General features: G+C 63.0%; 31 protein-coding genes and 1 pseudogene. 19 read left to right on the forward strand and 13 right to left on the reverse strand.

Going from position 1 to position 25,163, the window contains the following annotated elements:
• On the reverse strand, positions 1-1,188 hold the full coding sequence (locus NKJ32_RS10390; RefSeq protein ID WP_352571360.1) for a Fic family protein: 1,188 nt from the start codon (positions 1,186-1,188) through the stop codon (positions 1-3).
• Between the two features lie 472 nt (positions 1,189-1,660).
• On the opposite strand from NKJ32_RS10390, the gene ku reads away from it, so the two are divergent.
• The 5 genes and pseudogenes from ku to NKJ32_RS10415 form a co-directional block, all read left to right on the forward strand.
• The gene (ku, locus tag NKJ32_RS10395; RefSeq protein ID WP_023675684.1) at positions 1,661-2,575 is read left to right on the forward strand and encodes a non-homologous end joining protein Ku; all 915 of its coding nucleotides are present in this window, start codon (positions 1,661-1,663) and stop codon (positions 2,573-2,575) included.
• Complete coding sequence (locus NKJ32_RS10400; RefSeq protein ID WP_352827502.1) at positions 2,572-3,666, forward strand: tetratricopeptide repeat protein; 1,095 nt, start codon at positions 2,572-2,574, stop codon at positions 3,664-3,666. The genes ku and NKJ32_RS10400 overlap by 4 nt, the downstream gene beginning before the upstream one ends.
• A gap of 185 nt (positions 3,667-3,851) precedes the next feature.
• A complete protein-coding gene (locus tag NKJ32_RS10405) occupies positions 3,852-4,496 on the forward strand; it encodes an alpha/beta hydrolase family protein (protein WP_352571358.1) in 645 nt (214 codons plus the stop codon).
• Positions 4,497-4,505: 9 nt separating this feature from the next.
• The gene (locus NKJ32_RS10410; protein WP_352755584.1) at positions 4,506-5,276 is read left to right on the forward strand and encodes an exodeoxyribonuclease III; all 771 of its coding nucleotides are present in this window, start codon (positions 4,506-4,508) and stop codon (positions 5,274-5,276) included.
• A 66-nt stretch (positions 5,277-5,342) separates the two neighbouring features.
• Positions 5,343-5,738: pseudogene (locus NKJ32_RS10415) on the forward strand (LysR substrate-binding domain-containing protein); the annotation flags it as partial.
• A gap of 459 nt (positions 5,739-6,197) precedes the next feature.
• Here NKJ32_RS10415 and NKJ32_RS10420 read toward each other — a convergent pair.
• On the reverse strand, positions 6,198-6,542 hold the full coding sequence (locus NKJ32_RS10420) for a hypothetical protein (protein WP_352827506.1): 345 nt from the start codon (positions 6,540-6,542) through the stop codon (positions 6,198-6,200).
• A 211-nt stretch (positions 6,543-6,753) separates the two neighbouring features.
• Between NKJ32_RS10420 and NKJ32_RS10425 the strand changes: the two genes are divergently transcribed.
• Both NKJ32_RS10425 and NKJ32_RS10430 read left to right on the forward strand, forming a co-directional pair.
• The gene (locus NKJ32_RS10425; RefSeq protein ID WP_352845716.1) at positions 6,754-7,305 is read left to right on the forward strand and encodes an isochorismatase family protein; all 552 of its coding nucleotides are present in this window, start codon (positions 6,754-6,756) and stop codon (positions 7,303-7,305) included.
• 161 nt (positions 7,306-7,466) lie between these two features.
• Entirely contained in the window at positions 7,467-9,089 is a 1,623-nt protein-coding gene (locus tag NKJ32_RS10430) for an ABC-F family ATP-binding cassette domain-containing protein (RefSeq protein WP_352797862.1), read from the forward strand.
• A 61-nt stretch (positions 9,090-9,150) separates the two neighbouring features.
• Here the strand turns inward: NKJ32_RS10430 and NKJ32_RS10435 are convergent, their stop codons facing one another.
• Positions 9,151-9,582, reverse strand: a complete 432-nt coding sequence (locus tag NKJ32_RS10435) for an SAM-dependent methyltransferase (protein WP_352755576.1) — start codon at positions 9,580-9,582, stop codon at positions 9,151-9,153.
• 492 nt (positions 9,583-10,074) lie between these two features.
• On the opposite strand from NKJ32_RS10435, the gene NKJ32_RS10440 reads away from it, so the two are divergent.
• The 3 genes from NKJ32_RS10440 (at position 10,075) to NKJ32_RS10450 (ending at position 12,776) form a co-directional block, all read left to right on the forward strand.
• Positions 10,075-11,241 carry a KamA family radical SAM protein gene (locus NKJ32_RS10440; RefSeq protein ID WP_502896728.1) on the forward strand — a complete coding sequence of 389 codons (1,167 nt, stop codon included), beginning with the start codon at positions 10,075-10,077 and terminating at the stop codon, positions 11,239-11,241.
• Between the two features lie 150 nt (positions 11,242-11,391).
• The gene (locus NKJ32_RS10445; RefSeq protein ID WP_023675695.1) at positions 11,392-11,643 is read left to right on the forward strand and encodes an exopolysaccharide production repressor protein; all 252 of its coding nucleotides are present in this window, start codon (positions 11,392-11,394) and stop codon (positions 11,641-11,643) included.
• 329 nt (positions 11,644-11,972) lie between these two features.
• Entirely contained in the window at positions 11,973-12,776 is an 804-nt protein-coding gene (locus NKJ32_RS10450) for a hypothetical protein (protein ID WP_352571352.1), read from the forward strand.
• Here NKJ32_RS10450 and yghU read toward each other — a convergent pair.
• A complete protein-coding gene (yghU, locus tag NKJ32_RS10455; protein ID WP_352755574.1) occupies positions 12,773-13,660 on the reverse strand; it encodes a glutathione-dependent disulfide-bond oxidoreductase in 888 nt (295 codons plus the stop codon). The genes NKJ32_RS10450 and yghU overlap by 4 nt on opposite strands.
• A gap of 249 nt (positions 13,661-13,909) precedes the next feature.
• Between yghU and NKJ32_RS10460 the strand changes: the two genes are divergently transcribed.
• Positions 13,910-14,815, forward strand: a complete 906-nt coding sequence (locus tag NKJ32_RS10460) for a S1C family serine protease (protein ID WP_023675699.1) — start codon at positions 13,910-13,912, stop codon at positions 14,813-14,815.
• A 15-nt stretch (positions 14,816-14,830) separates the two neighbouring features.
• Here the strand turns inward: NKJ32_RS10460 and NKJ32_RS10465 are convergent, their stop codons facing one another.
• The 5 genes from NKJ32_RS10465 to NKJ32_RS10485 form a co-directional block, all read right to left on the reverse strand.
• Positions 14,831-15,442, reverse strand: a complete 612-nt coding sequence (locus NKJ32_RS10465) for a hypothetical protein (protein ID WP_352755572.1) — start codon at positions 15,440-15,442, stop codon at positions 14,831-14,833.
• 44 nt (positions 15,443-15,486) lie between these two features.
• Complete coding sequence (locus NKJ32_RS10470) at positions 15,487-15,669, reverse strand: hypothetical protein (protein ID WP_245274654.1); 183 nt, start codon at positions 15,667-15,669, stop codon at positions 15,487-15,489.
• Positions 15,670-15,890: 221 nt separating this feature from the next.
• Positions 15,891-16,073 (reverse strand): DUF3606 domain-containing protein, encoded by a 183-nt coding sequence (locus NKJ32_RS10475; RefSeq protein ID WP_023675702.1) that lies wholly within the window; start codon positions 16,071-16,073, stop codon positions 15,891-15,893.
• Between the two features lie 11 nt (positions 16,074-16,084).
• Complete coding sequence (locus NKJ32_RS10480; RefSeq protein WP_023675703.1) at positions 16,085-16,393, reverse strand: hypothetical protein; 309 nt, start codon at positions 16,391-16,393, stop codon at positions 16,085-16,087.
• Entirely contained in the window at positions 16,390-16,740 is a 351-nt protein-coding gene (locus tag NKJ32_RS10485) for a hypothetical protein (protein ID WP_352755570.1), read from the reverse strand. The genes NKJ32_RS10480 and NKJ32_RS10485 overlap by 4 nt, the downstream gene beginning before the upstream one ends.
• 376 nt (positions 16,741-17,116) lie before the next feature.
• On the opposite strand from NKJ32_RS10485, the gene NKJ32_RS10490 reads away from it, so the two are divergent.
• Complete coding sequence (locus NKJ32_RS10490) at positions 17,117-17,620, forward strand: GIN domain-containing protein (protein WP_352755568.1); 504 nt, start codon at positions 17,117-17,119, stop codon at positions 17,618-17,620.
• Positions 17,621-17,770: 150 nt separating this feature from the next.
• On the forward strand, positions 17,771-18,730 hold the full coding sequence (locus tag NKJ32_RS10495; RefSeq protein WP_352827513.1) for a prohibitin family protein: 960 nt from the start codon (positions 17,771-17,773) through the stop codon (positions 18,728-18,730).
• A gap of 52 nt (positions 18,731-18,782) precedes the next feature.
• On the opposite strand, the gene NKJ32_RS10500 is transcribed toward NKJ32_RS10495, so the two are convergent.
• On the reverse strand, positions 18,783-19,349 hold the full coding sequence (locus tag NKJ32_RS10500) for an RBBP9/YdeN family alpha/beta hydrolase (protein WP_352571345.1): 567 nt from the start codon (positions 19,347-19,349) through the stop codon (positions 18,783-18,785).
• A gap of 112 nt (positions 19,350-19,461) precedes the next feature.
• On the opposite strand from NKJ32_RS10500, the gene NKJ32_RS10505 reads away from it, so the two are divergent.
• A complete protein-coding gene (locus NKJ32_RS10505; protein ID WP_352453704.1) occupies positions 19,462-19,935 on the forward strand; it encodes an Lrp/AsnC family transcriptional regulator in 474 nt (157 codons plus the stop codon).
• A 5-nt stretch (positions 19,936-19,940) separates the two neighbouring features.
• Here NKJ32_RS10505 and NKJ32_RS10510 read toward each other — a convergent pair whose 3' ends face one another.
• Positions 19,941-20,417, reverse strand: a complete 477-nt coding sequence (locus NKJ32_RS10510; RefSeq protein ID WP_502897310.1) for an Lrp/AsnC family transcriptional regulator — start codon at positions 20,415-20,417, stop codon at positions 19,941-19,943.
• A 157-nt stretch (positions 20,418-20,574) separates the two neighbouring features.
• Between NKJ32_RS10510 and NKJ32_RS10515 the strand changes: the two genes are divergently transcribed.
• The 4 genes from NKJ32_RS10515 (at position 20,575) to NKJ32_RS10530 (ending at position 22,721) form a co-directional block, all read left to right on the forward strand.
• Complete coding sequence (locus NKJ32_RS10515; protein ID WP_352453705.1) at positions 20,575-21,324, forward strand: tryptophan 2,3-dioxygenase family protein; 750 nt, start codon at positions 20,575-20,577, stop codon at positions 21,322-21,324.
• A 313-nt stretch (positions 21,325-21,637) separates the two neighbouring features.
• On the forward strand, positions 21,638-22,069 hold the full coding sequence (locus NKJ32_RS10520; protein ID WP_352571343.1) for a DoxX family protein: 432 nt from the start codon (positions 21,638-21,640) through the stop codon (positions 22,067-22,069).
• Positions 22,056-22,244: a hypothetical protein gene (locus tag NKJ32_RS10525; RefSeq protein ID WP_031211496.1), complete on the forward strand. Its 189-nt coding sequence runs from the start codon at positions 22,056-22,058 to the stop codon at positions 22,242-22,244. Before NKJ32_RS10520 ends, NKJ32_RS10525 begins: the two co-directional genes overlap by 14 nt.
• Before the next feature lie 123 nt (positions 22,245-22,367).
• Positions 22,368-22,721 carry a hypothetical protein gene (locus NKJ32_RS10530; protein ID WP_023675712.1) on the forward strand — a complete coding sequence of 118 codons (354 nt, stop codon included), beginning with the start codon at positions 22,368-22,370 and terminating at the stop codon, positions 22,719-22,721.
• A gap of 71 nt (positions 22,722-22,792) precedes the next feature.
• Here the strand turns inward: NKJ32_RS10530 and NKJ32_RS10535 are convergent, their stop codons facing one another.
• Both NKJ32_RS10535 and NKJ32_RS10540 read right to left on the reverse strand, forming a co-directional pair.
• Positions 22,793-23,098, reverse strand: a complete 306-nt coding sequence (locus NKJ32_RS10535; RefSeq protein ID WP_023675713.1) for a hypothetical protein — start codon at positions 23,096-23,098, stop codon at positions 22,793-22,795.
• 468 nt (positions 23,099-23,566) lie between these two features.
• Entirely contained in the window at positions 23,567-24,385 is an 819-nt protein-coding gene (locus NKJ32_RS10540) for a class I SAM-dependent methyltransferase (RefSeq protein ID WP_352571342.1), read from the reverse strand.
• Positions 24,386-24,757: 372 nt separating this feature from the next.
• Here NKJ32_RS10540 and NKJ32_RS10545 point away from each other — a divergent pair, with 372 nt between their 5' ends.
• Positions 24,758-25,162: a hypothetical protein gene (locus NKJ32_RS10545; RefSeq protein ID WP_352571341.1), complete on the forward strand. Its 405-nt coding sequence runs from the start codon at positions 24,758-24,760 to the stop codon at positions 25,160-25,162.
• Position 25,163: the final 1 nt, after the last annotated feature.

The following is a 25,163-nucleotide window of genomic DNA, read 5'->3' on the forward strand; positions in this document are numbered from 1 at the left end:
TCATGTTTCGGGAAACAGCCTCGGGAACAGCGTGTCCAAGGCCTTGGCGGGAAAGCGCAGGGATACCGGCCCTTTGGGCGTCTCGGATTCCAGCAGCCCAAGCGAAATGACATCATTGAAAACCCGCCGCGCGGTCCGCTCGGGCAGTCCGGTAATGCGCGAGATTTCGCCTCGCTCGAATTCGCCGCGTATCAGCGCCTCTTCCAGCAGACGGCTGGCTTCCGGCTTCAACTCGCTGCTTGTAGCGTAGGCGCGAAGACGCTTTGCCAGCGTGGCGAGATCAAAAAGGCCGGACATGAAGGTCACTTGGTCAACACAGACGCGCAGGAACCACAGGGTGAAATCCGCTAGCGCGCGCTGTGAGAGATTGCCTCTGCCGTCGAGATCGCCCTGGCGCGGCATGTCGGCATGATCCATCATGGTCTTGTAGTCTTTGCGACTCTTCAGCCCTCGCGCCAGTCCACGTGAAATCGACCACAATCCATGAGCGGCGATACCTGCCTCATGTGCCATCGCATGGCTCATCAAGCGGCTGACGCGCCCGTTGCCGTCGGGAAATGGATGGATGAAATTGAAGCGATGATGCGCAGCAGGAATGGCGAGTATCCGGCCTGCCTTGCCGAGCTTTGCGAAGCCGTAGCGCGTTTCGAAATAGCACATGAAATCGTCGACGCGGACGCTGGATGGCGGTTGATGCCTGCCGACCGCAACATCGTGCTCAAGTTTCGATCGCCATTCCCCGGGCACCATGAGAAATTCGCGCCCTGCACCCTTGACACGCAGCATGAGTTCCTCGGCATCCCGATAGAATTCCTGATGCAGCCACAGGATGAAGGCGCGGGAAGCCGGATCAGGTAATCGGCCCCGCGCAGCCATCCGGTCGATCTCGGCCTGGAGCCTGACGTGAGTGGCGGCTTCAAGTTGCAGGTTCCGCCGTTCCTCATCCTTGTCGAAATTTCCTGCCAGCGCGCGCTCGATGTCGCGCGGACGCGTGTCATGGCCCTCTATGAGGTTGCTGTAATAGGTATTCATGATGCGCACGAGATCGGCGAGGTTGGCAGCTGTACGGGGATGAAGGCTGCCGCCCAACGTAGCGGACGCCGCCGACAATTCCGCCAGGGCATCCGAGATTTCCTCGGATACTTCCTCCAGACGGGCCGGTTCGATCCGCTGTACGCTTTCTTCCATGGTACGGCTGCCTCCAATTTTTGGCCGATCTTCAGAATTAATAAGTACATAATCATAAATAGTTTTTTTCTAGATTAATAGAAAAATTGGCCGATCATTTGGCCGATTGTCTGCCAGCCGGCCGGCGATCGGTCATGGCCGATCGCAAACGGCGTTATCAGATTGAAACTCCAGCATCAAAGCGGGTCGAGGCACAGGTTTGGCCGATCTTTTGGCCGCTGCACAGAGCCGTCCGGTAGAATGGTGACGGCGGTGCGCCGGTCCGATCTGCAATCCATCGACGCTCCGGAAAATTTGAATTATTCTTCGCCACGGATCCCTTGCCTGCAGGCGGCTCTCAGCGGAGGAAGATTTCGCTAGGGATTTGCCGGTATTGTAAGGGGCAATGTAGGATTTCGGCAGCCCCGTTCGTCCTCCGGACGAATGAACGCTGCGAACAGTTCGACAGCACAAGGCCGCGTAGGAGTATTTCATGGCGCCCAGGGCAAGTTGGAAAGGTTACCTCAAGCTCAGTCTGGTCAGCTGTCCGGTCCGGCTCTATCCGGCGACCAGCGCCAGCGAGCGCATCAGCTTCAACCAGCTGCACAACAAGACGCACAACCGCATCAACATGAAGCCGGTCGACCCCGAACTCGGGCTGGTCGAGCGTTCGGACCTGGTCAAGGGCTACGAATACGAGGACAAGCAGTACATCATCATCGAGGACTCCGATCTCGATGCGGTACGCATCGAATCCAATCATACGATGAACATAGAGGCCTTTGTCGACGAGCATTCGGTCGACGTCATCTATCAGGACGCGCCCTATTACCTGGCGCCGGACGGCGCAATGGCCGAGGAGACCTTCGCCGTGCTGCGCGAAGCGATGCGCAAATCCGGCAAGCTGGCGATCGCCCGCCTGGTGCTGTCCAGCCGCGAGCGCGTGGTGACGATCGGCGCGCGCGAGAACGGCATGTTCGTCTGCACCTTGAGGAATCCGAACGAAGTGCGTGGCACGGCTGAGTATTTCGGCAATATCCCGGCCGGAACCCCCGATCCCGAAATGCTGCAATTGGCCGAGGCGCTGATCAAGCAGAAGGAAACCACCTTCGATCCGAAGAATTACGAGGACCGCTACGAGATCGCGCTGATGGCGATGATCCGCGAGAAGCTGAAGGGCCATAAGCCGATCATCGCGGCGGCGCCTGAGCGCGGCAATGTCATCAATCTCATGGATGCGCTGAAGGCGAGCCTGTCGCAATCGGCCAAGCCGCCGGCCAAGTCCAAGAGCAAGGCCGATGAAACGGCCAAGCCCGCGGCGAAATCCGCCAAGGCCGGCGCCGCCGCGGCCAAGGAAAACCCGCTCAAGGCGAACCTTCTCAAAGCCGTCGGCAAGAGCAAGGCGTGACGGCTCTCGCCGGCACGGTCTTCGGCATCGTCGGCGCGCTGGCCGCCTTTCCGCTCAGGTTGGCGGCGCGCGAGGTCGAGCGCCAGCACGGCGAGTTGCGGCGCGGCGTCACTCGGCGCACCACACATGTCGTGTTGGGCCGCATGTTGCTCGCCAGGGCCGATGATGCCGAGATTGAGCGCCGCGTCGTCACCGAGCGCGCGGCCGGGCGCAAGCTGGTCAGCGAGAACGGCTTCCTGCGCCTGCTCGGCCTGATGAAAGCGCCGGAGGCTTCGGCGCTGTCGCGGCAGTCGCTGATCGACCAGTCGCGGCTGACCGGCGAGGATCTCGACCTTTTGTCGCTGTTCGATGCCTTCGAGCATGATTGCGAACCGTATTCCTTTCGCGACCTGATCCTCGCCCGCAAATATGCCGGGCTGGTTGCCGGCGGCGCCTCATGGGGGGCGATTGCGCGCTCGGTGCACCGGTCGGGCCCGGTCGCCTCGCTCACCGCCAAGTCGCTCGCCGTCGGCTCACAGCATGGGCGGGCCGATGCGATCTATCTCGAGGGCGGCCAGAGCGAACTCGACGGCCAGCTGCTGTTCGATCTGGGAACGCAGGATGACGACACGCTGGAAGAGCTGTTCGCCGATGCCGAGGCGGCGGAAGGGGCTGAAGACCACGAGCAGGCGGCGGCGCTCTACCGGCGCTGCCTGGCCATCGACCCAAGCGATGCCATCGCCGCTTTCAACCGCGCCAACTGCCTGCGCGCCGCCGGCCACGCGGCCGAGGCGGCGCACGACTATGCCCGCGCGATAAAGCTCGATCCCGGCTTCGTCGAGGCCTGGTTCAATCTCGCCGGGCTGATGAGCGAAGAGGGGCGGGTGGCGTCGGCGCGACGGCATTTGCTCAAGGCGATCGCACTCGATCCCAATTATGCCGACGCGGTATTCAACCTTGCGAGGCTGGAGTTCGGCGCCGGCAATCTCGCCGAGGCGCGGCGTCGCTGGGTGCGCTACCTCGAACTCGATCCCAACTCCGAATGGGCGCGCACGGCCGCCAAGGGGATACAGTTCGTGGATTTGCAGCTGGCGCGGATGTCGGCGGGGTGAGGTAGTAGCGCCTCCTTCTCCCCTTGTTGTGGGAGAAGGTGGATCGGCGCGCAGCGCCGAGACGGTTGAGGGGTGTTGGAAGAAATGAGGCGTCGGCGTTCCCTGGAACACCCCTCATCCGACCGAGCTTCGCTCGGCCACCTTCTCCCACAAGGGGAGAAGGGGTCACCAGCGTTGGAGTCCCCATGACAACCTTCCTCTTCGACGGCCCCGACACCGCCGCCATCACCATCCTGCTCGCCCATGGCGCAGGCGCTCCTATGGACTCGCCCTCGATGACCGCCACCGCCAAGGCGCTGGCCGCAGCCGGCTTCCGCGTCGCGCGCTTTGAATTCCACTACATGGCGGCTCGCCGCTACGGCCACCGCAAGCCGCCGCCGCGCGCCGAGACGGTTAACCCGGAATACGTCAAGGCGATCGCCGACCTCCGGGCGAAGGGCGTGAAGGGTCCGCTGATCATCGGCGGCAAGTCGATGGGCGGACGCGTCGCTTCGATGATCGCCGACGAGATGTTTTCAAAGGGCGAGATCTCGGGCCTGCTTTGCCTTGGCTATCCCTTCCATCCGCCGGGCAAACCGACGCAGCTTCGGACAAAGCACCTCGCCGATCTCAAGACGCCGACAGTGATCTTCCAAGGCACGCGCGACGAGTTCGGGACCAAAGACGAGGTCGCGACCTATGCTCTGTCCGACGCAATCGAGATTTTCTGGCTGGAAGACGGCGACCATGATCTGAAGCCGCGCAAAAACATCTCCGGCTTCTCCACCGCCGATCATCTGAAGACGCTCGCTGATGCGGTGAAGGCGTGGACCGAACGCATCGTGCGCTGAAGCAGGCCGATGAAGATCGCCACCTTCAACGTCAACAACATCAACAGCCGGCTGCCGAACCTGCTCGCATGGCTGGCTGCCGCCAAACCCGACATCGCCTGCCTGCAGGAGCTCAAGACCAGGCAGACGCAGTTTCCGCGCACTGCGCTTGCGGCGGCCGGCTACGGCGCGGTGTGGGTCGGGCAGCCGACCTGGAACGGCGTCGCCATACTCGCGCGTGGCTCAGAACCCGTCCTGACCCGCGAGGCGCTGCCCGGCGACGATAGCGACCAGCAGGCGCGCTACATCGAAGCGGCGGTCAACGGCATCGTCGTCGCCTGCCTCTACGCGCCGAACGGCAATCCGCAGCCCGGCCCGAAATTCCAGTACAAGCTGGCCTGGCACGAGAGGCTGGAGGCGCATGCGGCACAGTTGCTCGACACCGGCCTGCCGGTGGTGCTGGCCGGCGACTACAACATCGTGCCCGAGCCGCGCGACATCTACCCGACCCGCTCCTATGACGACAACGCGCTGGTCCAGCCGGAAAGCCGCGCATCGTTCCAGCGGCTGCTCGACCAGGGCTGGCTTGACGCGCTGCGCAAGAAGCACCCGACGGAGACGCTCTACACATTCTGGGACTATCGCCGCAACCGCTGGCCGCGCGATGCCGGCCTGCGCCTCGACCATATCTTGCTCAGCAAGAAGCTGTCGCGCCGGCTGGTAGCGGCGGGCATCGACCGCGACGTGCGCGGCGAGACCGGCGCCAGCGATCATGCGCCGGTCTGGGTGGAGTTGAAGTGAGGCACGGAGGCTGGCGCCGCCTTTCCGGGCGGCAACCAGTCAGGTTGGCCGCGCCGCTTCGCGGGCGAACGCCTCGGCATGCCGGCAACCCTCGACGATCTCGAAGGCCATCTGATGGTCGGCTTCCGCTCGTCGCGGACCGGCGAGGTCATGCCGCTCGAATTCACCGTCGGCGGCGCGTTGCGCTATGTCAGCCTGCCCAACCGGGTGACGGTCAACGGCTCCGACACGATGGCGGAGCTGGCGCGTCTCGGTATCGGCCTGGTGCAGGCGCCGCACTACCGCTTCGCCGGGGATTTCGCACGCGGCACGCTTGTCGAAGTGCTGCCGGATTACCCGCCGTCGCCGACACCGCTGTCGGCGCTCTACCCACAGAACCGCCAGCTCGCGCCACGGGTACGCGTGTTCATCGACTGGGTGACCGGGATTTTTGGCGAGGATGGGGCATCGGGCCGGGTGTGATCGTCCGGGCCGCCGGCTACTTTGCGAAGGGCGATCGGACGAGATAAACATCGCGCTTGGGTTTAGTGACAAGCGCACCGCCGGCGCCTATGCCGTGACGGGCGGATTGGGTGAGGACAAAAGCTGCGCTCTCGCTGCGTTCGCGTCGTAGGGCCGGCAATCTGTAAGAGATCTCCGACATCGTTGCGCTGATCGAAGCGAGGGAAGCCGAAAAGCGATGGTCGCGGAACGTACAAAAGCGGACCGCTCACCTTCACGATGGAAAATTCGGACAGTTAGCCGACAACTCGGCCCATGCTCGATCTAATTCAAGTTTCGATTGGGTCTTTTCAATGCTTTTCGCGGTAGCGTTGTCGATGACGTTGCTTTCGACCCGCATGACTCGAAAATTTCCACCTGACGGCCGCTGATAGAGAACAATATAGCCGCAGTAACGATCGATGTTTTCAAATTTCGCCGCTATGTCGACTGGGCATAAACGCCAGGAAAGGCAGCGTTCGCTGGGTCCTTCAACCACGTGAATTTGAGTAGCCGGCGCTCGCGCACAGCGCCGGCCTGAGAATGAAAATGTTTACTTTGCTCCACGAAGGCATTCGATGGGATCGAAGCTTTGGCGGTATCAGTTTTCATTTCGTATGCCCGCCCATACTCTTGATTATCGAGCGAAAGGAAATAGTGACCAACCGTTTCCGTTGCATCTCGAACCGCGTCCTCCGAGGGCGTCCACTCTTGCGATTGTGCGGGTAGGATCGCGACCAACACCGAAGTCACGATCGCAAGGAAAGCTACGGCTGCATGTGTCATGGTAATTTCTTCGCAGGAGCTTGCCACGAATGCAATCCGGTCACGGCCGATAGCCAGAATTTCGAACTGACCCACATCCCAATGGCGCGCTATGTTAGCGCTGCTGCAAGCGGATTGTCACATATCTCGAACTCCAGCCACTTGCGGTTGCCCGTGCGCGCCATCGCGGCCCTGATCCTTGATCAGCTCCGCCCTCGTGCTATAAAAAACCATGTCAGGGACCAGCCCCGCGGCCACTGCGCCGCTCATCGTGATTGACCTTCAGGCCGGCATGTTCGACGGCGTCGCCGAACCGCCGATCCATGATGCCGACGGCATGGTTGCCCGCACCCGCGCGCTGATCGAGTGGGCACGGCGCAGCGGGCGCAAGGTCGCCTTCATCAGGCATGACGGGCCGCAGGGCGATCCACTGGCGCCGGGTGAGCCGGGCTGGCCGGTGTGGCCGGCGCTCGGCCAGGCCGGGGACGAGCCGACGTTCGCCAAGCGTGTCGGCGACGCGTTCAGCAATGCCGCGCTTGCAGAATGGGTAGTCGGGCAGGGCGCCGGCGAGGTCGTTCTGATCGGCGCGCAGACCGATTTTTGCGTGGCGGCCACGGTGAAGGGCGCCTTTGCGGCGGGCCTGGGCGTCACCGTGGTTTCCGACGCCCACAGCACGCTAGACACCGCTGGCGAGACCGCCGCGGAGATCATAGCCCGGCACAATGCGGCATTTGCCGCCGCCGGGGTCAAACTGGCGACGACAAAGGCCCTGACCGATAGCTGATCCGCCGGCTCATCCCTACGTGGTCAAAGCCTGATCCAGCCGGGAAGCAATTGGCGGGTTCAGACAATTTGGCGCGGGGCGCCTCACTACTGCGGGCTTCCGCCGGCGCGGCCTATCGCGTATTGGCGCGGGAACGCTCCTTTGGCCTTTCCCGGAAAACCATGATTCGTCTCGAAAGCATCAGCAAGCAGAACGGCCGTCAGATCGTCTTCATCGAAGCCTCCGCCGCCTTGCAGAAGGGCGAGAAGGTCGGGCTGGTCGGCCCCAACGGCGCCGGCAAGACGACGCTGTTTCGCATGATCAACGGCGAGGAGCAGCCCGACGAGGGCCAGGTCTCCGTCGATCGCGGCGTCACCATCGGCTATTTCAGCCAGGATGTCGGCGACATGGAGGGCCGCAGTGCGGTGGCCGAAGTGATGGACGGCGCCGGGCCGGTCAGCGAAGTGGCGGCCGAGATGCGCGAGCTCGAGCACGCCATGGGCGACCCTGACCAAGCCGACCAGATGGACGAGATCATCGCCCGCTACGGCGAGGCGCAGCACCGCTTCGAGGAGCTCGACGGCTACGCGCTGGACGGGCGCGCCCGCGAGGTGCTCGACGGGCTCGGCTTCAGCCAGGAGATGATGGACGGCGACGTCGGCAAGCTGTCCGGCGGCTGGAAAATGCGCGTGGCGCTGGCCAGGATCCTTTTGATGCGGCCCGATGCCATGCTGCTCGACGAGCCGAGCAACCATCTCGACCTCGAAAGCCTGATCTGGCTGGAGCAGTTCCTGAAGAACTATGACGGCGCGCTGCTGATGACTTCGCATGACCGCGAGTTCATGAACCGCATCGTCAACAAGGTGGTCGAGATCGACGGCGGTTCGCTGACCGCCTACTCCGGCAACTACGAATTCTACCAGCAGCAGCGGGCGATTGCCGACAGGCAGCAGCAGGCGCAGTTCGAGCGCCAGCAGGCGATGCTGGCCAAGGAGATCGCCTTCATCGAGCGCTTCAAGGCGCGGGCTTCACATGCCGCCCAGGTGCAGAGCCGGGTGAAGAAGCTGGACAAGATCGACCGTGTCGAGCCGCCCAAGCGCCGCCAGAAGGTGTCGTTCGACTTCCAGCCGGCGCCGCGCTGCGGCGAGGACGTGGTGACGCTGAAGAACGTGCACAAGGGCTATGGCAGCCGCTCGATCTACGAGGGGCTGGATTTCCAGGTGCGCCGCCGCGAGCGCTGGTGCGTGATGGGCATCAATGGCGCCGGCAAGTCGACGCTGCTGAAGCTGGTGGCCGGCGCTTCCGAGCCGGACAATGGCACGGTGGCGCGCGGCCCGAGCGTCAAGATGGGCTATTTCGCCCAGCACGCCATGGAAGTGCTGGAGGGCGAGCGCACCGTGTTCCAGACGCTGGAAGACGCCTTTCCGCAGGCTGGCCAGGCGCCGCTACGCGCGCTGGCCGGCTGCTTTGGCTTTTCCGGCGACGAGATCGAGAAGAAATGCCGGGTGCTGTCGGGCGGCGAGAAGGCGCGGCTGGTGATGGCGCTGATGCTGTTCGACCCGCCCAATTTGCTGGTGCTGGACGAGCCGACCAACCACCTCGACATCGCCACCAAGGAGATGCTGATTACGGCACTGTCGCAGTACGAGGGAACCATGCTGTTCGTCTCGCATGACCGCCATTTCCTGGCGGCGCTGTCGAACCGGGTGCTGGAACTGACGCCCGAGGGCATCCACACCTATGGCGGCGGCTATACCGAATATGTCGAGCGCACCGGGCAGGAGGCGCCGGGGTTGCGGAGCTGAGGCCGGCTCTGCCGCTCACGGTCACGTAGACGCTCGATTCCGGAGGCCAAGCACGAGGTGCTCAGCCATATATCGCAATTTCGCGCAGCGGATCGCCGCCGTCGATGAACAGCCGGCCTTGCGCGGTCAACGCCGCCTTGAGCCGTCGCAGGGCAATTTTTCCTGCTTCGGGATGACGCCCGTCCAGCGCGCCGACGCGCACCGCAACGGCAATGTCGAAGTGCTTCTCATCGGCCTCCAACTCGAAATCCTCGATGGCGACCTGGCGAAGGCTCAGCCGGCCTGCCGCAATCTCGGCGCGCGAGGCGGCCCCGGCCTGCGCGATGGCCTTGGCCGAGCGGTCGATCGCCAGCACGTGCCCACAGCCGATCCGGCGCGCGATCTCGCGCGCTGCAGCACCCGGTCCGCAGCCGATCTCCAGCACTCGCATGCCCTGCCGCAAGGGCAGCGCATTGACGATCTCCAAAAGCCTTGGCGACAAGTCGTTCGCCATACGCTCTTCTCCAGCTTTTTCGCAATCCGAGATTAGCGACCGCGGCCGGCGACGGGAAGGCCGAGAGACGCGGGCATCGCCGATGTGTTCAGCTGGTATGTTCAGTTGGGTGCTGCTTGAGCAGGGGGCATGATCGACATCGAAGAGGTCGACGATCCGGTCTCGACCGCGGGCGACCGGGCGAACCCGAGCGGCCCGGCGTCGTTGACCTGAGGGGTAGGGAGGGAACTGGCGCCGAGCCTAACCGGTTGGGGGGTAGATCACCGGCCGTTTATGTGTATACGCTCAAGCTAATATAAGAGCAAGCTAATGTTTTGCGTCAGCGATGTTGGACGATTGTTCTGATCAGTGGCCGGTTGTGGCTTCCTGCCGCGCCCTCCAACCCGGCCAAACACCGCTTATTGCCTTCAAGTCCTGGCTCCAATGCTGTACCCCGGCCCGAAATTCAAGGAGCCTGCGATGACCTCACATCCCGACATCCCCGACGCCAGCATGGCGGTCGATGCGGCCGGCGTGGCAGCCGATGACCGGCGCGCTCGCGAGGCGGATGCCGCATGGCGGGACGATGTTCGCGAGGGCGTGCGGCATGTAGGCGATCTGGATTCGCTGCCGCTGTCGCCAGCCGAGCGGGCGGCGGCCGAAGCCGCGGCCACGCGCCACAAGGTTCGCATTCCCAAGGCCTATCTCGACCTGATCGACTGGAACGACCCCGCCGATCCGATACGGCTTCAGGTCATCCCGTCGCCCGACGAACTGGCAGAGCAGGAGGGCGAACTCGACGATCCGATCGCCGACCACGCCTTCAGTCCCGTGCCTAGATTGACGCATCGACATGCCGACCGGGTTCTGTTGTTCCCGACCTATCAATGCGCGGTCTATTGCCGGTTCTGCTTTCGCAAGGAGCAGCTGACGTCGATCGGCCGCGGCTATACGCGCGAAGCTCTCGACGAAGCCTTCGCCTATATCGCGGCCCATCCGGAAATCCGCGAGGTGATCCTGACCGGCGGCGACCCGCTATCGCTGCCGGACAGGGCGCTGGCGGAAATCCGCGCCCGTGTCGAGGCGATCCAGCATGTGCGGCTGTTGCGCATCCACACTCGCGTACCCGTCGCGCTGCCGTCGCGCGTCACCGGCGGGTTGATGCAAGCCTTGCAGGGCCGGCTGATGGTCACTGTCGTCACCCATTTCAACCATCCACGCGAAATCACGGAGGCGACCGAGCGGGCCTGCCGCACGTTGCGGCAGGGCGGCTTCGTGCTGCTGAACCAGAGCGTTCTGCTGAAAGGCGTGAACGATACGGTCGAGGTGCTGGAAGAGCTGTGCCGCGAGCTGATGTATCGCCTTGGCGTCAAACCCTATTACCTGCACCACGGCGATCTCGTGCGCGGAATGGCGCACCGGCGCACCACGATCGCCGAGGGCCAGGCGCTGGTCAGCGCCTTGCGTGCGCGCCTGTCGGGCATCTGCAATCCCGTCTACGTGCTGGACCTGCCGGACGGCGGAGGGAAAGTCCCGCTCGGCCCGTCCCATCTTGAGGCACGGGAAGGGGAGACGTGGCGAATACGTGGGCTTGATGGGGCGGTGAGGGGGTATGGAGAGCTGGTTGGGGAGGAGGGGACGCGCAGCCGCCGTCCAAGCCAGCCCACCTTGGTGACCTGACATGCAGCCCTTGATCACGGAAGCATGCGTTAACTGCTGTTCTATTTGGTGCTTGCGCAATTGCTAAAATGGTGGAAATGTTGGTGCGGGGTAATGGGTTAGGGGAGTTCGTCCCGGCTGTAGCGAGTTCCGGGGCGGCGCAGAAAAATCATGAACTTTCCACAGTTCCTGGTGGGGCTGACCACCACATCGTCCATCGTGGCGATCTCGACTTACCTTGCGACGGGTTCAATCTGGAAGACGCTGGCCTGGACGATCTTGACCTTGATCGTCATGCAGGTTGGATATTTCCTGTTCGTCGTCCGGTTGATCTACGGATCCGGGGCGAAAAGCGCGGAGGCAAAGCCGCGGCGTCTGAGGGCTGTGCCGCCGAACCGTCGAGGTCGCGTTCAGCTTATGTAGTAATGTCCCATATAGATATCATGGTCTAGACAGGACATGTTCGGTTCTGGGAATGTGCATTGGACGTTCCGCTAGTTTAGTCAACTAATATATATCGCCCAACTCATATCGTCGTTTTTGGGCTAGCGGGAAAACCTGCCTGCTGCTTGTACGACGGTGCCTAAGGCCACATTTTACAACCGGCTGGCAAGCTGCCTTTTGTTGATGCCAGCTTAAATCCGGCTGGTGTTTTCGATGGGCCATTGAGGCTATAAAGCCGTTCAACCGGGCGGCATCGAGATGCATTTCGGCCGGTCGAGAGGGTTGTGGTGATCGACGGAACGCCAAACGTGATCTTGCTGATCGGTAGCGCCCCCGATGTGGTGCGCTCCGCCGCCTGGCCCAAGCAGGCCTTCGGCAAGATCGTCGCCATCAACAACGCCTGGCGCGTGCGCCCCGACTGGGATTTCCTCGTCCATGCCGGCGATTTCCCGGCGGAGCGGATGCCGCAAGGCGGTCCCCTGCAGCAGGCGCAGATCTTCAGCGCCTCGCATTACGTGCCGGCGCAAAACAGCTTTGGCGGCTTCGTCTATGCCGGCGGCACCATGTCGATGACGGCGGCCTACTGGACGATCCACAGTCAGAAGCCGGACGTGCTGGCATTCCTTGGCTGCGACATGATCTACGACCAGCCCGGCAACACGCATTTTTACGGCGTCGGCCGCGCCGATCCGCTGCGCAACGACGTCACCCTGCGCAACCTCGAGGCGAAGTCGGCCCGCCTGCTCATCCATGCGCTTCGGCGCGGCTGCCTGTGCGTCAACCTATCCGACCTGCCGCGCAGCCGGCTGATCTTCCCGCGGCTGACGCTCGATGAACTCGGCGCGCTTTCTTCCTCGCAGCTTTCGGAAATGAAGGCCGAGATGCTTGCCGGCCTGCGGCTCGATCAGGCGGAGGAGGCCGACAGGATCGAGAAGGAACTCGGCTATCTCTTCGAGGACGGCATGTACTGGAAGCACCTCGACAAACTCGACGAGAAATTCCTGGCCAACATCGACCGGCTGTGGATGGCGGCGGTGAAGGCGAGCTTGAGCAGTCGGCCGAAGCTCCCGATCTCCCCTACAAGGCGGGAGATCGGCGCGTCGTCCGCTTAGCTTTTGGCCGCCGCGAGCTTGTCTTGCATCTTGGTCTCGAAATCGCTGGCGTCATGGCGCTCGTGCAGTTGCATCGAAGGCTCGCCGAAGGTGCGGTTGACCATGCGGCCGCGCTTGACCGCCGGCCGCGCGTCGATGGCGTCGGCCCAGCGCTGCACGTTCTTGTACTGCTCCACCTGCAGGAACTCGCCGGAATCGTCATACATACGGCCCTTGGCCAGCCCGCCATACCAGGGCCACACCGCAATGTCGGCAATCGTATAGTCGCTGCCGCCTAAATACTCGCTTTCGGCGAGGCGTCGGTCGAGCACATCCATCTGCCGCTTGGTTTCCATGGCGAAGCGGTCGATGGCATATTCGATCTTCGTCGGCGCATAGGCGTAGAAATGGCCGAATCCGCCACCGAGATAGGGCGCCGAGCCCATCTGCCAGAACAGCCATGACAGGGTCTCGGCGCGAGCCGGCTGCTCCGTCGGCAGGAATTCGCCGAATTTTTCGGCGAGGTAGAGCAGGATCGAGCCGGATTCGAAGATGCGGACCGGCTTTTTCCCACTGCGATCCATCATGGCCGGGATCTTCGAGTTGGGGTTGACCTCGACGAAGCCGCTGCCGAACTGGTCGCCGTCGTTGATCCTGATAAGCCAGGCGTCGTATTCGGCGCCGCTGTGGCCGAGCGCCAGAAGTTCCTCCAGCATGATCGTCACCTTGACGCCGTTCGGTGTCGCCAGCGAATAAAGCTGCAGCGGATGCTTGCCGACCGGCAGTTTCTTGTCATGCGTCGGGCCGGCGGTCGGCCGGTTGATGCTGGCGAAAGCGCCGCCATTTGCCTTGTTCCAGGTCCAGACTTTTGGCGGCGTGTATTGGTCCGTTGCGTAGTCGTTCATTTGGGAGGCCTTTGGAAGGGTTGGGTTGGGAGGATATCAGATATCAACGTGGGTAATGGCGGAGGAACTTTGCATAGGGCAGCTTGGGATAGCCGTAGGTACAGATAGGGCTGCCGGCGCTGATGCAAAACCCCGGCGCGAACGGCGCGGCGCCGGTCCACGCCAAAGCCGGCGCCACCTCTTGCGCCTGATCACCTGCGCCATACCTATAGCCCATATCAGCCTGCGAACATTGCCAGGAACCAAAGCATGAATATCGAACCCCTTTTGCGATCCATCGTGGCCGTCCGCGCCACCGTGCCAGAGGACGCCTTCACGGCAAATACACTTGGCACCCGCCGCGAGGGCAGTGGCGTGGTCATCCGCGGCGACGGGCTGGTACTCACCATCGGCTATCTCATCACCGAGGCCGAGGAGGTCTGGCTGGCCGACCAGGACGGGCGCGTGGTTCCCGCCCATGCGCTCGCCTACGACCAGGAGTCGGGCTTCGGCCTGGTGCAGGCGCTGGCGCCGCTCGGGCTGCCCGCCATTGCGCTCGGCGATGCGTCCAGGGCCAAGATCGGCGATCCCGTCGTGCTCGCCGACGGCGTCGGCCGCTCCGTGCGGGCGCGGATCGTCACCAAGCAGGAATTCGCCGGCTATTGGGAATATCTGCTCGACGAGGCGATCTTCACGGCGCCGGCTCACCCTTCATGGGGCGGCGCCGGCCTCATCGGCGCGGATGGCAGGCTGCTCGGCATCGGTTCGCTGCGCCTGCAGATGAGCCGCAACGGCGAGGTCGCCGACATCAACATGGTGGTGCCGATCGATCTTCTGCCGCCCATCCTCGACGATCTGCTGACGCGCGGGCAGGTCGCCAGGCCGCCGCGGCCGTGGCTCGGCGCCTTCTCGGCCGAGAGCGACGGCAAGGTCGTGGTGATGAGCGTCGCCGAGGGCGGTCCAGCCGCCCAGGCGGGCCTTCGCCAAGGCGATGTCATCTCGGATGTCCGCGACACGGCGGTCGATGGGCTTGCCGATTTTTATCGCAAGCTTTGGAAGAGCGGCCCGGCCGGTGCCGAGATCCCGCTCCGGGTGCTGCGCGATGGCCGCGAAACCTGGCTGCGCGTCAAGTCCGCCGATCGCAACAGCCTGCTGTGGAAGCCGCCGCTGCAGTGAGGCAACCGAAACCTCTCACTCTCCGCAAGCGCTGAAGCCAGTGCCCGGGGTCCACTCCGCGAATGGGATGACCTTGCCTTCGACCGATACGGTCGCTTGCCTGGTGGTGCCGTCCGCCAGCTTCTTGCTGCTTTTGCCCTTGCCGGTCAGCACATTGTAGTCGCAGTCGCCGGCAACATTGTCGTCCATGTAATCCCAATACTCGTAGGCAAAACCGGCGACGACGAACGTGCCGTTGCGCCAGGCGAGCGTCAGCGTCTTATTGGTCCGCTCGCTGCCGATCTCCATCGCCGGAATATAGAGCTTGATCGAACCGTTGGGGAGCGTAGTGAGTTCGGGCTCGGTGTCGGATGTGGCGGGGCCCGGCCGGTCGTAATCCTTCCATTCCCCGTCAATCTGATCATGCACGATCCCGGCAGGTTTTAGAAAATCGCCATCGCGATCTTTGAGGAAAAAATACAGGTCCATGGGAGAGCCAGGCTCGGTCTCGACGATCATCGCCAGATCGGCGGCGCCGTCGCCGTTCCAGTCGCCGGTCGCCGCCGTGATGATCTTCTGGGTCTCGATCGGCTCCGCCAGGGCGGCGGCCGGCAGCAGCAGGACCAGACCGAATATTGTCGATCGCATGTAAAATCCTCTTAGCCTGGGCAGGCCTGAGACGCACGCGCTTCTCAGGAGGCCCGGCTCTGCCGCGTCTCGGAACGGCTCGTCTCGTTGAGCAGCCGGCAGAGCGAAACCGCTTCACGACGGCTCAGGCCGATCAGCGCGATTTCCGAAAATTGCGCCGGCAGATCGTGAACGATGTCCCACACCATCCAACGGCCGTTCGGCTCCATGACACATTCGTAGCGCAATAATTGTTCCTGCATCCGACCCCCGGCTTTGCTCACCGGACTGGTACAGCGTCGAGGTAAATGAGTTGTTGCGCCGCGCGAGTATTCCGCGGCTGTCAAAACCAGGCGTTGAATCCCACAGGGGCGAACCCGACAGGTCACGGCTGACGGTGCCGATACTCTCGACAAGGCGGCAGGGCAGGGACGCTTCCGGCATGAAGGCGGCCGCCGCCAGAATTGGATCAGGCGTTGCGGCTCGCCATATGCGCGTCGAGCTTCCTCCTCGAGGGGCCGTAACGCTTGATGATGGTCGCGGCCTCGCTTTGCGGTATGCCGTATTTGCGGGCAAAGGCAGCGACCTCGTAAGGCTCTTCGCCTGAGACCAGTTTGCGATCCTGCTTGGTCTTGGATTTGTCGTCGGCCATGGCGTCCTCCATCACATCTGGTCGTTATAGGGCTCCTTGGTCCGGCCGACCATCCTGGCCAGTTCGGCAAAGGACGGTACGCCGGTTTCACCCTGGGCATTGTTGGCCGCCTGCAGCAGCCTGAGCGGAAAGCAGACGGCGTCGCGGTTGGATGGCGACATGTCTTCATAGAGACGCTCGTCGCTGGTCATCGCCGCCTCGGCGCGGCGCAACGCCATGTCGACCTCGTCGACCGACAGCAGGCCCTTGTGGACCAGCGCGTTGTTGACGGCCGCGATCGCCATCATCAATCCTTCGAGCTGGAGATTGGCGACGTTCATCGTCTTGCGTCCTTGCCGGGCTTCTTGGCGGTGGCCTTGCCGTCTGGCCGGATCGCTGCGCGCGGCGGGTTCTGGCCCTCCGAATGCAGGGTCCTGTCGTCGAAATCGTCAGCCGGCCTGGTCAATCCCATGCCGCCGGGAGGTGGCTTGTTGCCGGCCGCATCCTGCGAAAATTCGTCGGCCGCGTCGGGGCTCGTCTTTGCCGGATATTTCCTCGCTCCGGTCTCGTAGCGGTTCGGGTCGTCGGCCATGTCCTGTGCTCCCGTTGCAATGAGCAGATAACTTTCATTCGGCGGCAGCGGTTCCGTGGCGAAATCGACCTTCGCAATCTGTCGGGTTTCGTGCATTCTTGTGCATGCCAACGATGCTTCGCTCCGACGCGCCAGCAAAATGCTGCTCCTACTGCGGCGGGCGCGACCACGACTACGAGGATTGCCCGAAGCGCAAAACCGATGCCGAACGGCAGAAGGAGACGCCAGGCAACGCGTCCCAGCCCGCTGCCGCGGCTGCAGGGGAAATCCGCTAGGGCGGTTCCGGAAACCAGGGCGGTTCCAGGAAAGTGTCGGCGGTCTTCCGTCCGGAACGGCGCCAAACAGACAAGCGCCGGATTGGATCAACGCCGGGGGTTCATGGATTGGTGGACAATCAACCTGCGGAGCAACCACATCGACTAGAAAAGAGGTTACGCTGCCGTTCCGCAACGACGGCAGTTTCACGATCGCTTTGCCAGCATCAGTCCGTTATCAGCCGGGTGACAAGGCTGGGGCCGTCGTCAGCGGCGAGTCGACCCTGATCGACCATGTGCGGATGGAAGGCAGCAGACTCACTTTGGATTGCGAACCGGGCTGGTTCGCATCCCGGCTCGATGTCAGGGTGTCGGGGCCGGCAATTTCAGACTGGAAAGTGGTCGGCAGCGGCGACCTTGCCCTGTCGCAGATCAATCAGCCCGGGTTGCGGCTGAACATCCGCGGCAGCGGCAGCGTTACCGCAACCGGAACCGCCCAGACGGTCGATCTGGAGATCCGCGGTTCGGGCACCGGCCGGCTCAGGAATCTTGTCGCCCAATCCGCTCGGATCGAGATTCGCGGCAGCGGCGACGCAGAGATTACCGCACAGGCGGATGCGGATGTCACGATTTCCGGCAGCGGTGACCTCGACGTCTACGGGCACCCGACCATGCGGCGTTCGGAGGTCCGAGGCAGCGGCAGCATTACACAGGTGCCGTAAAGCAATTCCGGCGTAGGGATTGCCCTGGACCGCCTGAACCACCCCGCCGGTCCGGCCGGCTGGCGCGAAGGTCCTTCCATATCCAGAGGATTGCAATGCCGCCACTATTGTGGGCAAAAGCAGCACGGGCAATCAGGTTGGGGTGGGGTGATGACCGAAACGCAAGGCAATTCAAGCCGTCCGCAGGGCAAGCCGGGGATGGCATCGGGGTCGATCGGTTCCGGCCTGATCGCACTCGTCATCGTGGCGCTCGGCGTCTTTGCGCTCCTGGGGTCCTGGTACACGATCGACCAGGGCGACCGCGGCGTGCTCTTGACCAACGGGGCGCTGAGTTCGGTCGTCGATGCCGGACTGCATTTCAAGCTGCCGTGGCTGCAGCGCGTCGAGAAGATCAGCTTGCGCCAGCAGGTGCTCAAATGGGGCTGCGAGAACCAGAACGATTGCAGCGGCCTGCCGGCCATGCAGGCCTATTCGCGCGACCAGCAGCCGGCCGACATGCGCGTTACCGTCAACTTCCACGTGCCGGCCGCCGAAGTCAGCAACGTCTACACCAATTATGGATCGATCGAGGCACTGGCCGACCGTGTCATTGCCAGGAAAGCACCGCAGGAGATCAAGACGGTGTTCGGCCAGTACGACGCGGTGTCGGTTATCCAGAACCGGGCGAAGTTCAACAAGGACGTCGCCGACGCCATCGCGGCGGTAACCGACGGCCCGGTGATGATAGACAGCGTGCAGGTCGAGAACATCGACTTCTCCGACGCCTACGAGCAGGCGGTCGAAGCCAGGATGACGGCGCAGGTCGAGGTGCAGAAGCAGGAACAGAACCTGCAGCAGGAAAAGATCAAGGCCGATATCGCCGTCACCCAGGCCAAGGGCCGCGCCGACAGCGTCAAGGCCGAAGCCGAGGCCAGCGCCTACAAGACCAGGGTCGAAGGCGATGCGACCGCGGGCGCCATCAAGGCTCGCGCCGCCGCAATCGCCAACAATCCGCTGCTGGTCGAACTGACCAAGGCGGAGAGATGGAACGGCGAATTGCCGAAGTCGATGATCCCGGGCTCGACCGTACCGTTCCTCGAACTCAGCACGCCTGCCGCAGCATCGAACTGAGGCGCGGCGCAAACCAGATCAGGGCGGCGGCGCGATAGCCGTCCTGGTGCGGTTACGGCTGAAGCACGGCGCCTCGGGCGATCGCCTGCGTTTGACTTAGAAAAGCTGTCAGCAGCTCCATTCCCGCCGGCCAGTCGCCGAGCCCGCTGTCGCCATTGATGTGGCCAAGCGGTCCGGCGATATGGAGATCGCTGGCCCATCGCTCGGATTTCGCCCTGGCATAGTCCAGCGAGCCGTAGGGATCGTTGGTGCTGGCGACAATCAGCGACGGAAAGCGAAGCCGTTGTTGCGGTGCGTCGGCGAAGGCCCGGGCGGAGGAGGGGAAGGCCGGCGACGCAGGGTCCGGAACCGCGACCAGCAACGCGCCGCCGATAGAGCGGGGGGAGATCCGCTGCCAGTGTACGACGAGCAGACAGCCGAGGCTATGGGCGACGAGCACCGGCGGTGTCCTTGCCTGGCATACAGCGGTTTCCAGCGCAGCCACCCAGTCGTCGAGGTCCGGCGCGTCCCAACTCGCCGGGTTGAACCGCCGCATCGCCGGGTTTGCCTGCTGCCAACGTGTCTGCCAGTGGGCTTTGCCCGATCCGCCGATGCCCGGCACAATGATGAAGTCGGTCATGCGAAGCCCTTCTTTCCTGATGCTGCGCGTGCAATTCTAGGTCTTCTCCCAGGTGGCGGAATGAGAGATCATCGGAAAGCAGCGACGAAATCCGATGGATTAAAGGGCGGTCATGCGGAACGGCGATTATCGGCCAAGGCTCGATCCCACCGATCTGGCGATCATTGAGATCATGCAGGAGGATGGCCGCATCGGCATCTCCGAGCTTGGCCGCCGCGTCGGACTGTCCCAGCCCGCCACCTCGGAACGGGTGAAGCGGCTGGAGGAGCGCGGCGTCATCACCGGTTACAAGGCGGTGATCAATTCGGCAGCGCTCGGGCTCGGCACCATGGCGGTCATCCGCCTGCGCACCACGCATGAGCATATCCAGGCCTGCCTGAAGAAGTTCGCCCAATTGCCGGAGGTGGTCGAAGTGCTGCGGGTGACCGGCGAGGATTGTTTTCTGGTCAAGGTCGTGGTCCCGTCACCGCCCGATCTTGAAAGCATCGTCGACAGCATCGGCCACTACGGCACAGTGACGACAAATGTGGTTCTGCGCGCCGAGCAACCGAAGCGGCTGGGACGCGAATTGATGACCAGGGCCTGACCGGTCTATCGCTTGGTCTGCGTATGCCCGACGGCATTGGCGAACGAGATGCCGCCCTTGATCTCGCGCATCGCCATCGAGGTGATCGTGCGCCGCACGCCGGGCAGCCGGCTGAGCTCCTCGCGCAGCATCCTGTCGAGCGCCATCATGTCGACGGTGACGATCTGCAGGAGATAGTCGGCCTCGCCAGTCGTGGCGTGGCAGCGGCGGATCAGCGGATGCTTCTGCACTGCCGCCTCGAAGGCGTCCGACAGCTCAAAATCGATCGACACCTGGATGAAGGCTTCGATGCCGAAGCCGAGTTTTGCCGGGTCGATGCGGGTCGAGTAGCCGCGGATGACGCCGGCGTCCTCAAGCGCCTTGACCCGCTTCCAGCACGGCGTCTTGCTCAAGCCGACCTCATCGGCGAGCGCGGCAAAGGAGATACGGGCCTCGCGTTCGAGCGCCGCGACGATCTTCCGGTCGACCGCATCCAGCATCATTCGTTCTTCCAATCTGCTTCAGCGACAATTTTCGTCCTTCGTTTCCCGCCAATCGAATAACAGAAAGGGACAATGTTCGGCAAGAAAGCGATTAGACTCGGGGGACCGGGATCCAACAAGCGCCTGCGGCCGAACGGCCGGGGCAAGGAGCATGGCCATGGACAAGCAGGATTATTATGCCCGCATCGAAACGCCTGAGATGCGCGACTATGGCGTCTACCTCAAATGCGACAGGTTGCTTGCCTGCCAGAAGCCGCTGGCCGAGATGGTGAATGCCGACGAGCTGCAGTTCCAGATCGTGCACCAGGTCGAGGAGCTGTGGATGAAGCTCATCGCCTATACGCTGGTCGATGTCGTTGATTTCCTGGAAAAGCAGGACACGCATCGCATCGTCACGCTGATGGCGCGCGTGCACCGGCTGATGCGGCTGATGACGGCGCAGCTCGACCTGCTCGAAACCATGTCGCCCAAGGAATACCAGCAGATCCGGCTGCAGCTCGGCAATGGCAGCGGCCAGGAATCGCCGGGTTTCAAGCAGCTGCTGCGTCTGCCGCCGGATCTGTGGCGGGCCTTCAAGGCGTCATACCTCGACGACCGCGGCCTTTCGGTCGAGGATGTCTACGATACCGGCTACGATCACGGCGACAGCTATGTCGTTGCCGAAGCGCTGATCGAGTTCGACGAGCTGTTCCAGAAATTCCGTGCCAACCACCTCTATCTCATCCACCGCACGATCGGCCTCGGCGCGAAATCGCTGAAGGGCCGGCCGGTCGAATTGCTGGAAGCCGGCGCCCGCCACCGCTTCTTCCCGGAACTCTGGGACATACGCTGGGCGATGACCGACCGCTGGGGCAGCCAGTATGGAACGGTACGGGAGCCGATCAGTAAGCCGAAGGCTGCGGAGTAGAGCCAGGCTTGGGTTCCTCGCCCCGCGCGAAGCGGGGGGAGAGGTGGCCGCCCACGGGTCTTGCCTTCGGCAAGCCCGAGGACAGGCTCCGCGGCCGGAGAGGGGCCTTTTCTTTGCCGGCGCCTCTCCGTCGCGGCTTCGCCGCGCCACCTCTCCCCCATGAATGGGGGCGAGGAACCCTGGTCTTGCGAGGCCTTCTCGCTACGCGCTTGTATCTCTCTTGTATCTCTCAGGTTTTTCGGGGGATTATGTCGGGCTTGCGGCTGGTGGTGCGTCCTTGGGGCACAACCATCGTAACTCTTGGGAGGACATCATGACCTTGGAAACCGCTCAATCAACCGTTCAGTCGCCGTGGCAGACCGCGGCAATCCTCATCGGCCGGCTGATCTTCGCAGCCGTGTTCCTGATGGCCGTGATCTTCAAATTCATCGATATCGGCGCCACCGCCGGCTATATCGCGGCGGCTGGATTTCCGTTCCCGCTGTTCCTGGCCTGGTGCGCAGCCCTGCTCGAGGTCGTCCTCGTTCTATGCTTCCTGACCGGCGCCTTCTTCTCATGGGCAGCACTCGTCGCCGGCGCCTATGTGCTGTTCCTTGGCTTCGCCTTCCACGGGCCGTCGCACTGGGCCGGCAACCAGGCCGAGTTCGGCTTCTTCGTCGATCACTTCACCTTCCTGGCCGGGCTGCTGTTCGCCGCCGTGCACGGGCCGGGCAGGGTCCTGGCGCTGAGGCTTGGCAGGGCGTGATGCCCAATCTCGCATCCGGCGTTCTCGTAAAGGCGCTCAGAAGGGTGGCTGCGACGATCCCGGCCGGGTCTATGACCGCGACCAGGGCCAGATCGGCAGCACGATCCGCACCAGCATCGTCGTGACGATCGAGAACGGCTGGATACCGTCATTCAGGCCATCGCAGTTCGATTGAAATAAAAGCGAGAGCTAAAGTACGAGCGTTCGAGGTTTATGCTTTTCGTAGATGCGCCTGCATTCCCTCTGTACTTCCAACATTCGGCGGGCTAAGCAAGACGCGGGTCTTGAGGGGGAATTCATGAACATCGCCACGCGTTTTGCTGCCGCCATGATCGGCACGTCTCTGCTTGCCGGCTGCACTACCTTGACCGAAGGCGAATTCAACACGATGCATACCACGCTTGAAGGCAGCCCTGTCACCAAGCGCGTGGCGATCAACGAATGCATTGCACGCGAGAGGTCCACGCCGCTCAACGAAAGAACGACTTACGCGGCAATCATGAATGTCAGTGTCGCAAAATACGATAGCGCCTTTTGTAACCGGCTCTTTAATGCCGTTGCTAATGGCAGGCTGACTTACGCGGACTACCGCAGGCTTTCTTCGCCGGGGGCCGACAGCAGCAAGTTGATCAAGATCCTGCAGGGCCGCTAGCAGGCGCCGCCAGCAGTCTTGCCGCCCTGGCGCGGCAAGCCGTTGTCGCGGCGTCAGTTATGATCGCCGCGTCACATCTGGTCGTTGTAAGGTTCCTTGATCTGACCGACCATGCGTGCCAGTTTCGAGAAGGACGGCATGTCCGTCTCCGGCTGACATTGATTGGCCAACTCCAGCAGTCGGATCGGGAAGTTGACGGCGTCGCGGCTGGACGCCGACATGCCTTCGGACCTTTCCTCGTTGGTCTCGCTGGCTTCGGCCTTGCGCAAGGCGATGTCTATCTCCTCGACAGAGAGCACGCCCTTGCGGACCAGAACCTGATTGATTGATGCGATGGCCATAAGCAGGCCTTCGAGTTGCAGATTGGCGACGTTCATGATTTTTGCTCCCATGGCTAAGGGTCAAACGCGCGAATGCCTGTTCTGATCCGCGGCTGCGGCTGCTCGTCGGCCGGTGAGATGCCTCGGCAAATGGAGGAAGCGCCAATTGCCGACGCTGCGTTCGCGCCCACAAAGTGGCTGGCGGGCAACGCGAGGCGCCGAAGAGAAATTCGGTTTTTTGTCGCCGCGCCACATTTTGTTCTTGCTTTGTGCCGGCAGCTATGCTACTAATTTGGGTATGGTGCTAATTGGCTCCAACGACCCGCCCGCCGAGGCGGGTTTTTGTTTTCAGGCTTCTTTTCGATCGAACGTTGCTTGTGTTGCCGGCTGTGAAGTCGGCGGGACAGCGCCCGGGACAGTACCCCCCTCTGGCCTGCCGGCCATCTCCCCCTCAAGTGGGGAGTCTAATCTGGGTATGGTGCCAATTGGCTCCAACGACCCGCCCGCCGAGGCGGGTTTTTGTTTTCAGGCCGATTTGGAGACGATCACGGCGAGCGAGGCGAGTTTTCCGTCACTCAGGCTTCGGATGTAGTTGCGGCGGCGCTGCAGGAATTCCGCGCCCATGACGACTTCATTTGCCTGCTGCTGCGCCGGCGAGGGCACGATGCCGGAATTGGCTCTCTTCAGCGCCAGCTCAACATGTTCGCCGGTTTCGTCGACGATTTCGTCGATCCGAAATCCGGCATCGTCAAACAGGGCTTTCAATTTTTCCCGATCGGCGAGGTGGCTGGTCGCCGGCGAAACCGCCCACGGCATGGGATAGTATGGCTCGCCGCCGGCGAGCACGGCCTCGGTCCAGATCAGCCTGCCCCGCGGTTTCAGCACGCGCCAGGCCTCGTCGATGACCGCGGCCTTATTCTCGATGTTCATGCCGACGTAGAAGCAGATCGCCGCATCGAAGGTGCTGTCGCCAAAAGGCACTTTCGTCGCGTCGGCCTGATGGAAGCGAACCTTGTCAGACAATCCGCTGAGTGCGGTCAGCCGGCTCGACGCGGCGACAAAGGCTGGTGTCAGGTCGATGCCGTCGACCTGGCAGCCATAGGTCGAGGCCAGAAACCTTGCCGGCCCGCCAATGCCGCTGCCGATATCCAGGATCCGATCTGTCGGCGAAGGAGCAAGACGGGCCGCATGCTCCCGCGTCGCGATCAGTTCGCGGCCATGGAGCTGATCGAATGGATAGAGTTGCGCGGCCGCGAGTTTCCCGGCCGGGTCGGCGTCAGGGATCGCGGCCAATATGCGATCGACGATGCCGTCGCTGCCGTAGTGACCGGTGACATTGCCCATGACGCGTTCCCCTCAAGCGCAACCACCATCCCATCAACGCAAGTCTCACGCAATGCCCGCCTTTTTCGCCCCTCCTTCCAGCCGTTCACCGACGAGGGTGCGAGGTCGTCAGTGCATTTTCTGCCGCCGCGCCACATTTTGTTCTTGCTTTGTGCCGGCAGCTATGCTACTAACTTGGGTATGGTGCCAATTGGCTCCAACGACCCGCCCGCCGAGGCGGGTTTTTCATTTCGGGCTCCTGTTCGACCGAATGTTGCGTGTGCTGCCGAGGTATGTCGGCGCGAATGAACGCGACCGACTATCCCGGTCAGCAACCACCTATCGTCCATAGATTTCCCAGCGCGCCCCTGCGCCCATTTCAGAGAACACCCCATGTCCAACCGTTACGCCACCATCATCACCGACGATGACGGCCGCGAGGTCGTCAGCGCTATTGGCGAGTTCGCCGGCGCCGCACCCTATGCACGCCATGGCCGCTTCGAGCAGGTCGCCGCCGGCGTGCGGATCGGCATGGTGCGCGGCGGTAGCGTCGATGCGGTCGGCGGCTTTGGCTTCCCGTCGGGAGCACTCGACGGCAAGGCGGTGGCAATTCTCAGGGCAAGGCTGAATGCCTTGCCTGACGCCGCTGCGATGAAGCCCGGCACGACGACTGATGCGAAACCGGCAAGCCAGCCGCGGAAGCCGAAGTCGGAACGCGCCGGCAAGAAGGCCAAGCCGCGCAAGCGCATCGTGCGGCCAGGCAACAAGAAGCCGATATCCGCCGGGACGGCGGAGTAGG

Source organism: Mesorhizobium sp. M0159 (assembly GCF_040322295.1).
Classification (GTDB): Bacteria; Pseudomonadota; Alphaproteobacteria; order Rhizobiales; family Rhizobiaceae; genus Mesorhizobium.

What these genes read in the sequence shown, in the direction of transcription:
- NKJ32_RS10390 (WP_352571360.1), bottom strand. Translation starts at nt 1,188, where the DNA reads ATGGAAGAAAGCGTACAGCGGATCGAACCGGCCCGTCTGGAGGAAGTA.
- ku (WP_023675684.1), top strand. Translation starts at nt 1,661, where the DNA reads ATGGCGCCCAGGGCAAGTTGGAAAGGTTACCTCAAGCTCAGTCTGGTC.
- NKJ32_RS10405 (WP_352571358.1), top strand. Translation starts at nt 3,852, where the DNA reads ATGACAACCTTCCTCTTCGACGGCCCCGACACCGCCGCCATCACCATC.
- NKJ32_RS10410 (WP_352755584.1), top strand. Translation starts at nt 4,506, where the DNA reads ATGAAGATCGCCACCTTCAACGTCAACAACATCAACAGCCGGCTGCCG.
- NKJ32_RS10420 (WP_352827506.1), bottom strand. Translation starts at nt 6,542, where the DNA reads ATGACACATGCAGCCGTAGCTTTCCTTGCGATCGTGACTTCGGTGTTG.
- NKJ32_RS10425 (WP_352845716.1), top strand. Translation starts at nt 6,754, where the DNA reads ATGTCAGGGACCAGCCCCGCGGCCACTGCGCCGCTCATCGTGATTGAC.
- NKJ32_RS10430 (WP_352797862.1), top strand. Translation starts at nt 7,467, where the DNA reads ATGATTCGTCTCGAAAGCATCAGCAAGCAGAACGGCCGTCAGATCGTC.
- NKJ32_RS10435 (WP_352755576.1), bottom strand. Translation starts at nt 9,582, where the DNA reads ATGGCGAACGACTTGTCGCCAAGGCTTTTGGAGATCGTCAATGCGCTG.
- NKJ32_RS10440 (WP_502896728.1), top strand. Translation starts at nt 10,075, where the DNA reads ATGGCGGTCGATGCGGCCGGCGTGGCAGCCGATGACCGGCGCGCTCGC.
- NKJ32_RS10445 (WP_023675695.1), top strand. Translation starts at nt 11,392, where the DNA reads ATGAACTTTCCACAGTTCCTGGTGGGGCTGACCACCACATCGTCCATC.
- yghU (WP_352755574.1), bottom strand. Translation starts at nt 13,660, where the DNA reads ATGAACGACTACGCAACGGACCAATACACGCCGCCAAAAGTCTGGACC.
- NKJ32_RS10460 (WP_023675699.1), top strand. Translation starts at nt 13,910, where the DNA reads ATGAATATCGAACCCCTTTTGCGATCCATCGTGGCCGTCCGCGCCACC.
- NKJ32_RS10465 (WP_352755572.1), bottom strand. Translation starts at nt 15,442, where the DNA reads ATGCGATCGACAATATTCGGTCTGGTCCTGCTGCTGCCGGCCGCCGCC.
- NKJ32_RS10475 (WP_023675702.1), bottom strand. Translation starts at nt 16,073, where the DNA reads ATGGCCGACGACAAATCCAAGACCAAGCAGGATCGCAAACTGGTCTCA.
- NKJ32_RS10480 (WP_023675703.1), bottom strand. Translation starts at nt 16,393, where the DNA reads ATGAACGTCGCCAATCTCCAGCTCGAAGGATTGATGATGGCGATCGCG.
- NKJ32_RS10485 (WP_352755570.1), bottom strand. Translation starts at nt 16,740, where the DNA reads ATGCACGAAACCCGACAGATTGCGAAGGTCGATTTCGCCACGGAACCG.
- NKJ32_RS10495 (WP_352827513.1), top strand. Translation starts at nt 17,771, where the DNA reads ATGACCGAAACGCAAGGCAATTCAAGCCGTCCGCAGGGCAAGCCGGGG.
- NKJ32_RS10500 (WP_352571345.1), bottom strand. Translation starts at nt 19,349, where the DNA reads ATGACCGACTTCATCATTGTGCCGGGCATCGGCGGATCGGGCAAAGCC.
- NKJ32_RS10505 (WP_352453704.1), top strand. Translation starts at nt 19,462, where the DNA reads ATGCGGAACGGCGATTATCGGCCAAGGCTCGATCCCACCGATCTGGCG.
- NKJ32_RS10510 (WP_502897310.1), bottom strand. Translation starts at nt 20,417, where the DNA reads ATGATGCTGGATGCGGTCGACCGGAAGATCGTCGCGGCGCTCGAACGC.
- NKJ32_RS10515 (WP_352453705.1), top strand. Translation starts at nt 20,575, where the DNA reads ATGGACAAGCAGGATTATTATGCCCGCATCGAAACGCCTGAGATGCGC.
- NKJ32_RS10520 (WP_352571343.1), top strand. Translation starts at nt 21,638, where the DNA reads ATGACCTTGGAAACCGCTCAATCAACCGTTCAGTCGCCGTGGCAGACC.
- NKJ32_RS10530 (WP_023675712.1), top strand. Translation starts at nt 22,368, where the DNA reads ATGAACATCGCCACGCGTTTTGCTGCCGCCATGATCGGCACGTCTCTG.
- NKJ32_RS10535 (WP_023675713.1), bottom strand. Translation starts at nt 23,098, where the DNA reads ATGAACGTCGCCAATCTGCAACTCGAAGGCCTGCTTATGGCCATCGCA.
- NKJ32_RS10540 (WP_352571342.1), bottom strand. Translation starts at nt 24,385, where the DNA reads ATGGGCAATGTCACCGGTCACTACGGCAGCGACGGCATCGTCGATCGC.
- NKJ32_RS10545 (WP_352571341.1), top strand. Translation starts at nt 24,758, where the DNA reads ATGTCCAACCGTTACGCCACCATCATCACCGACGATGACGGCCGCGAG.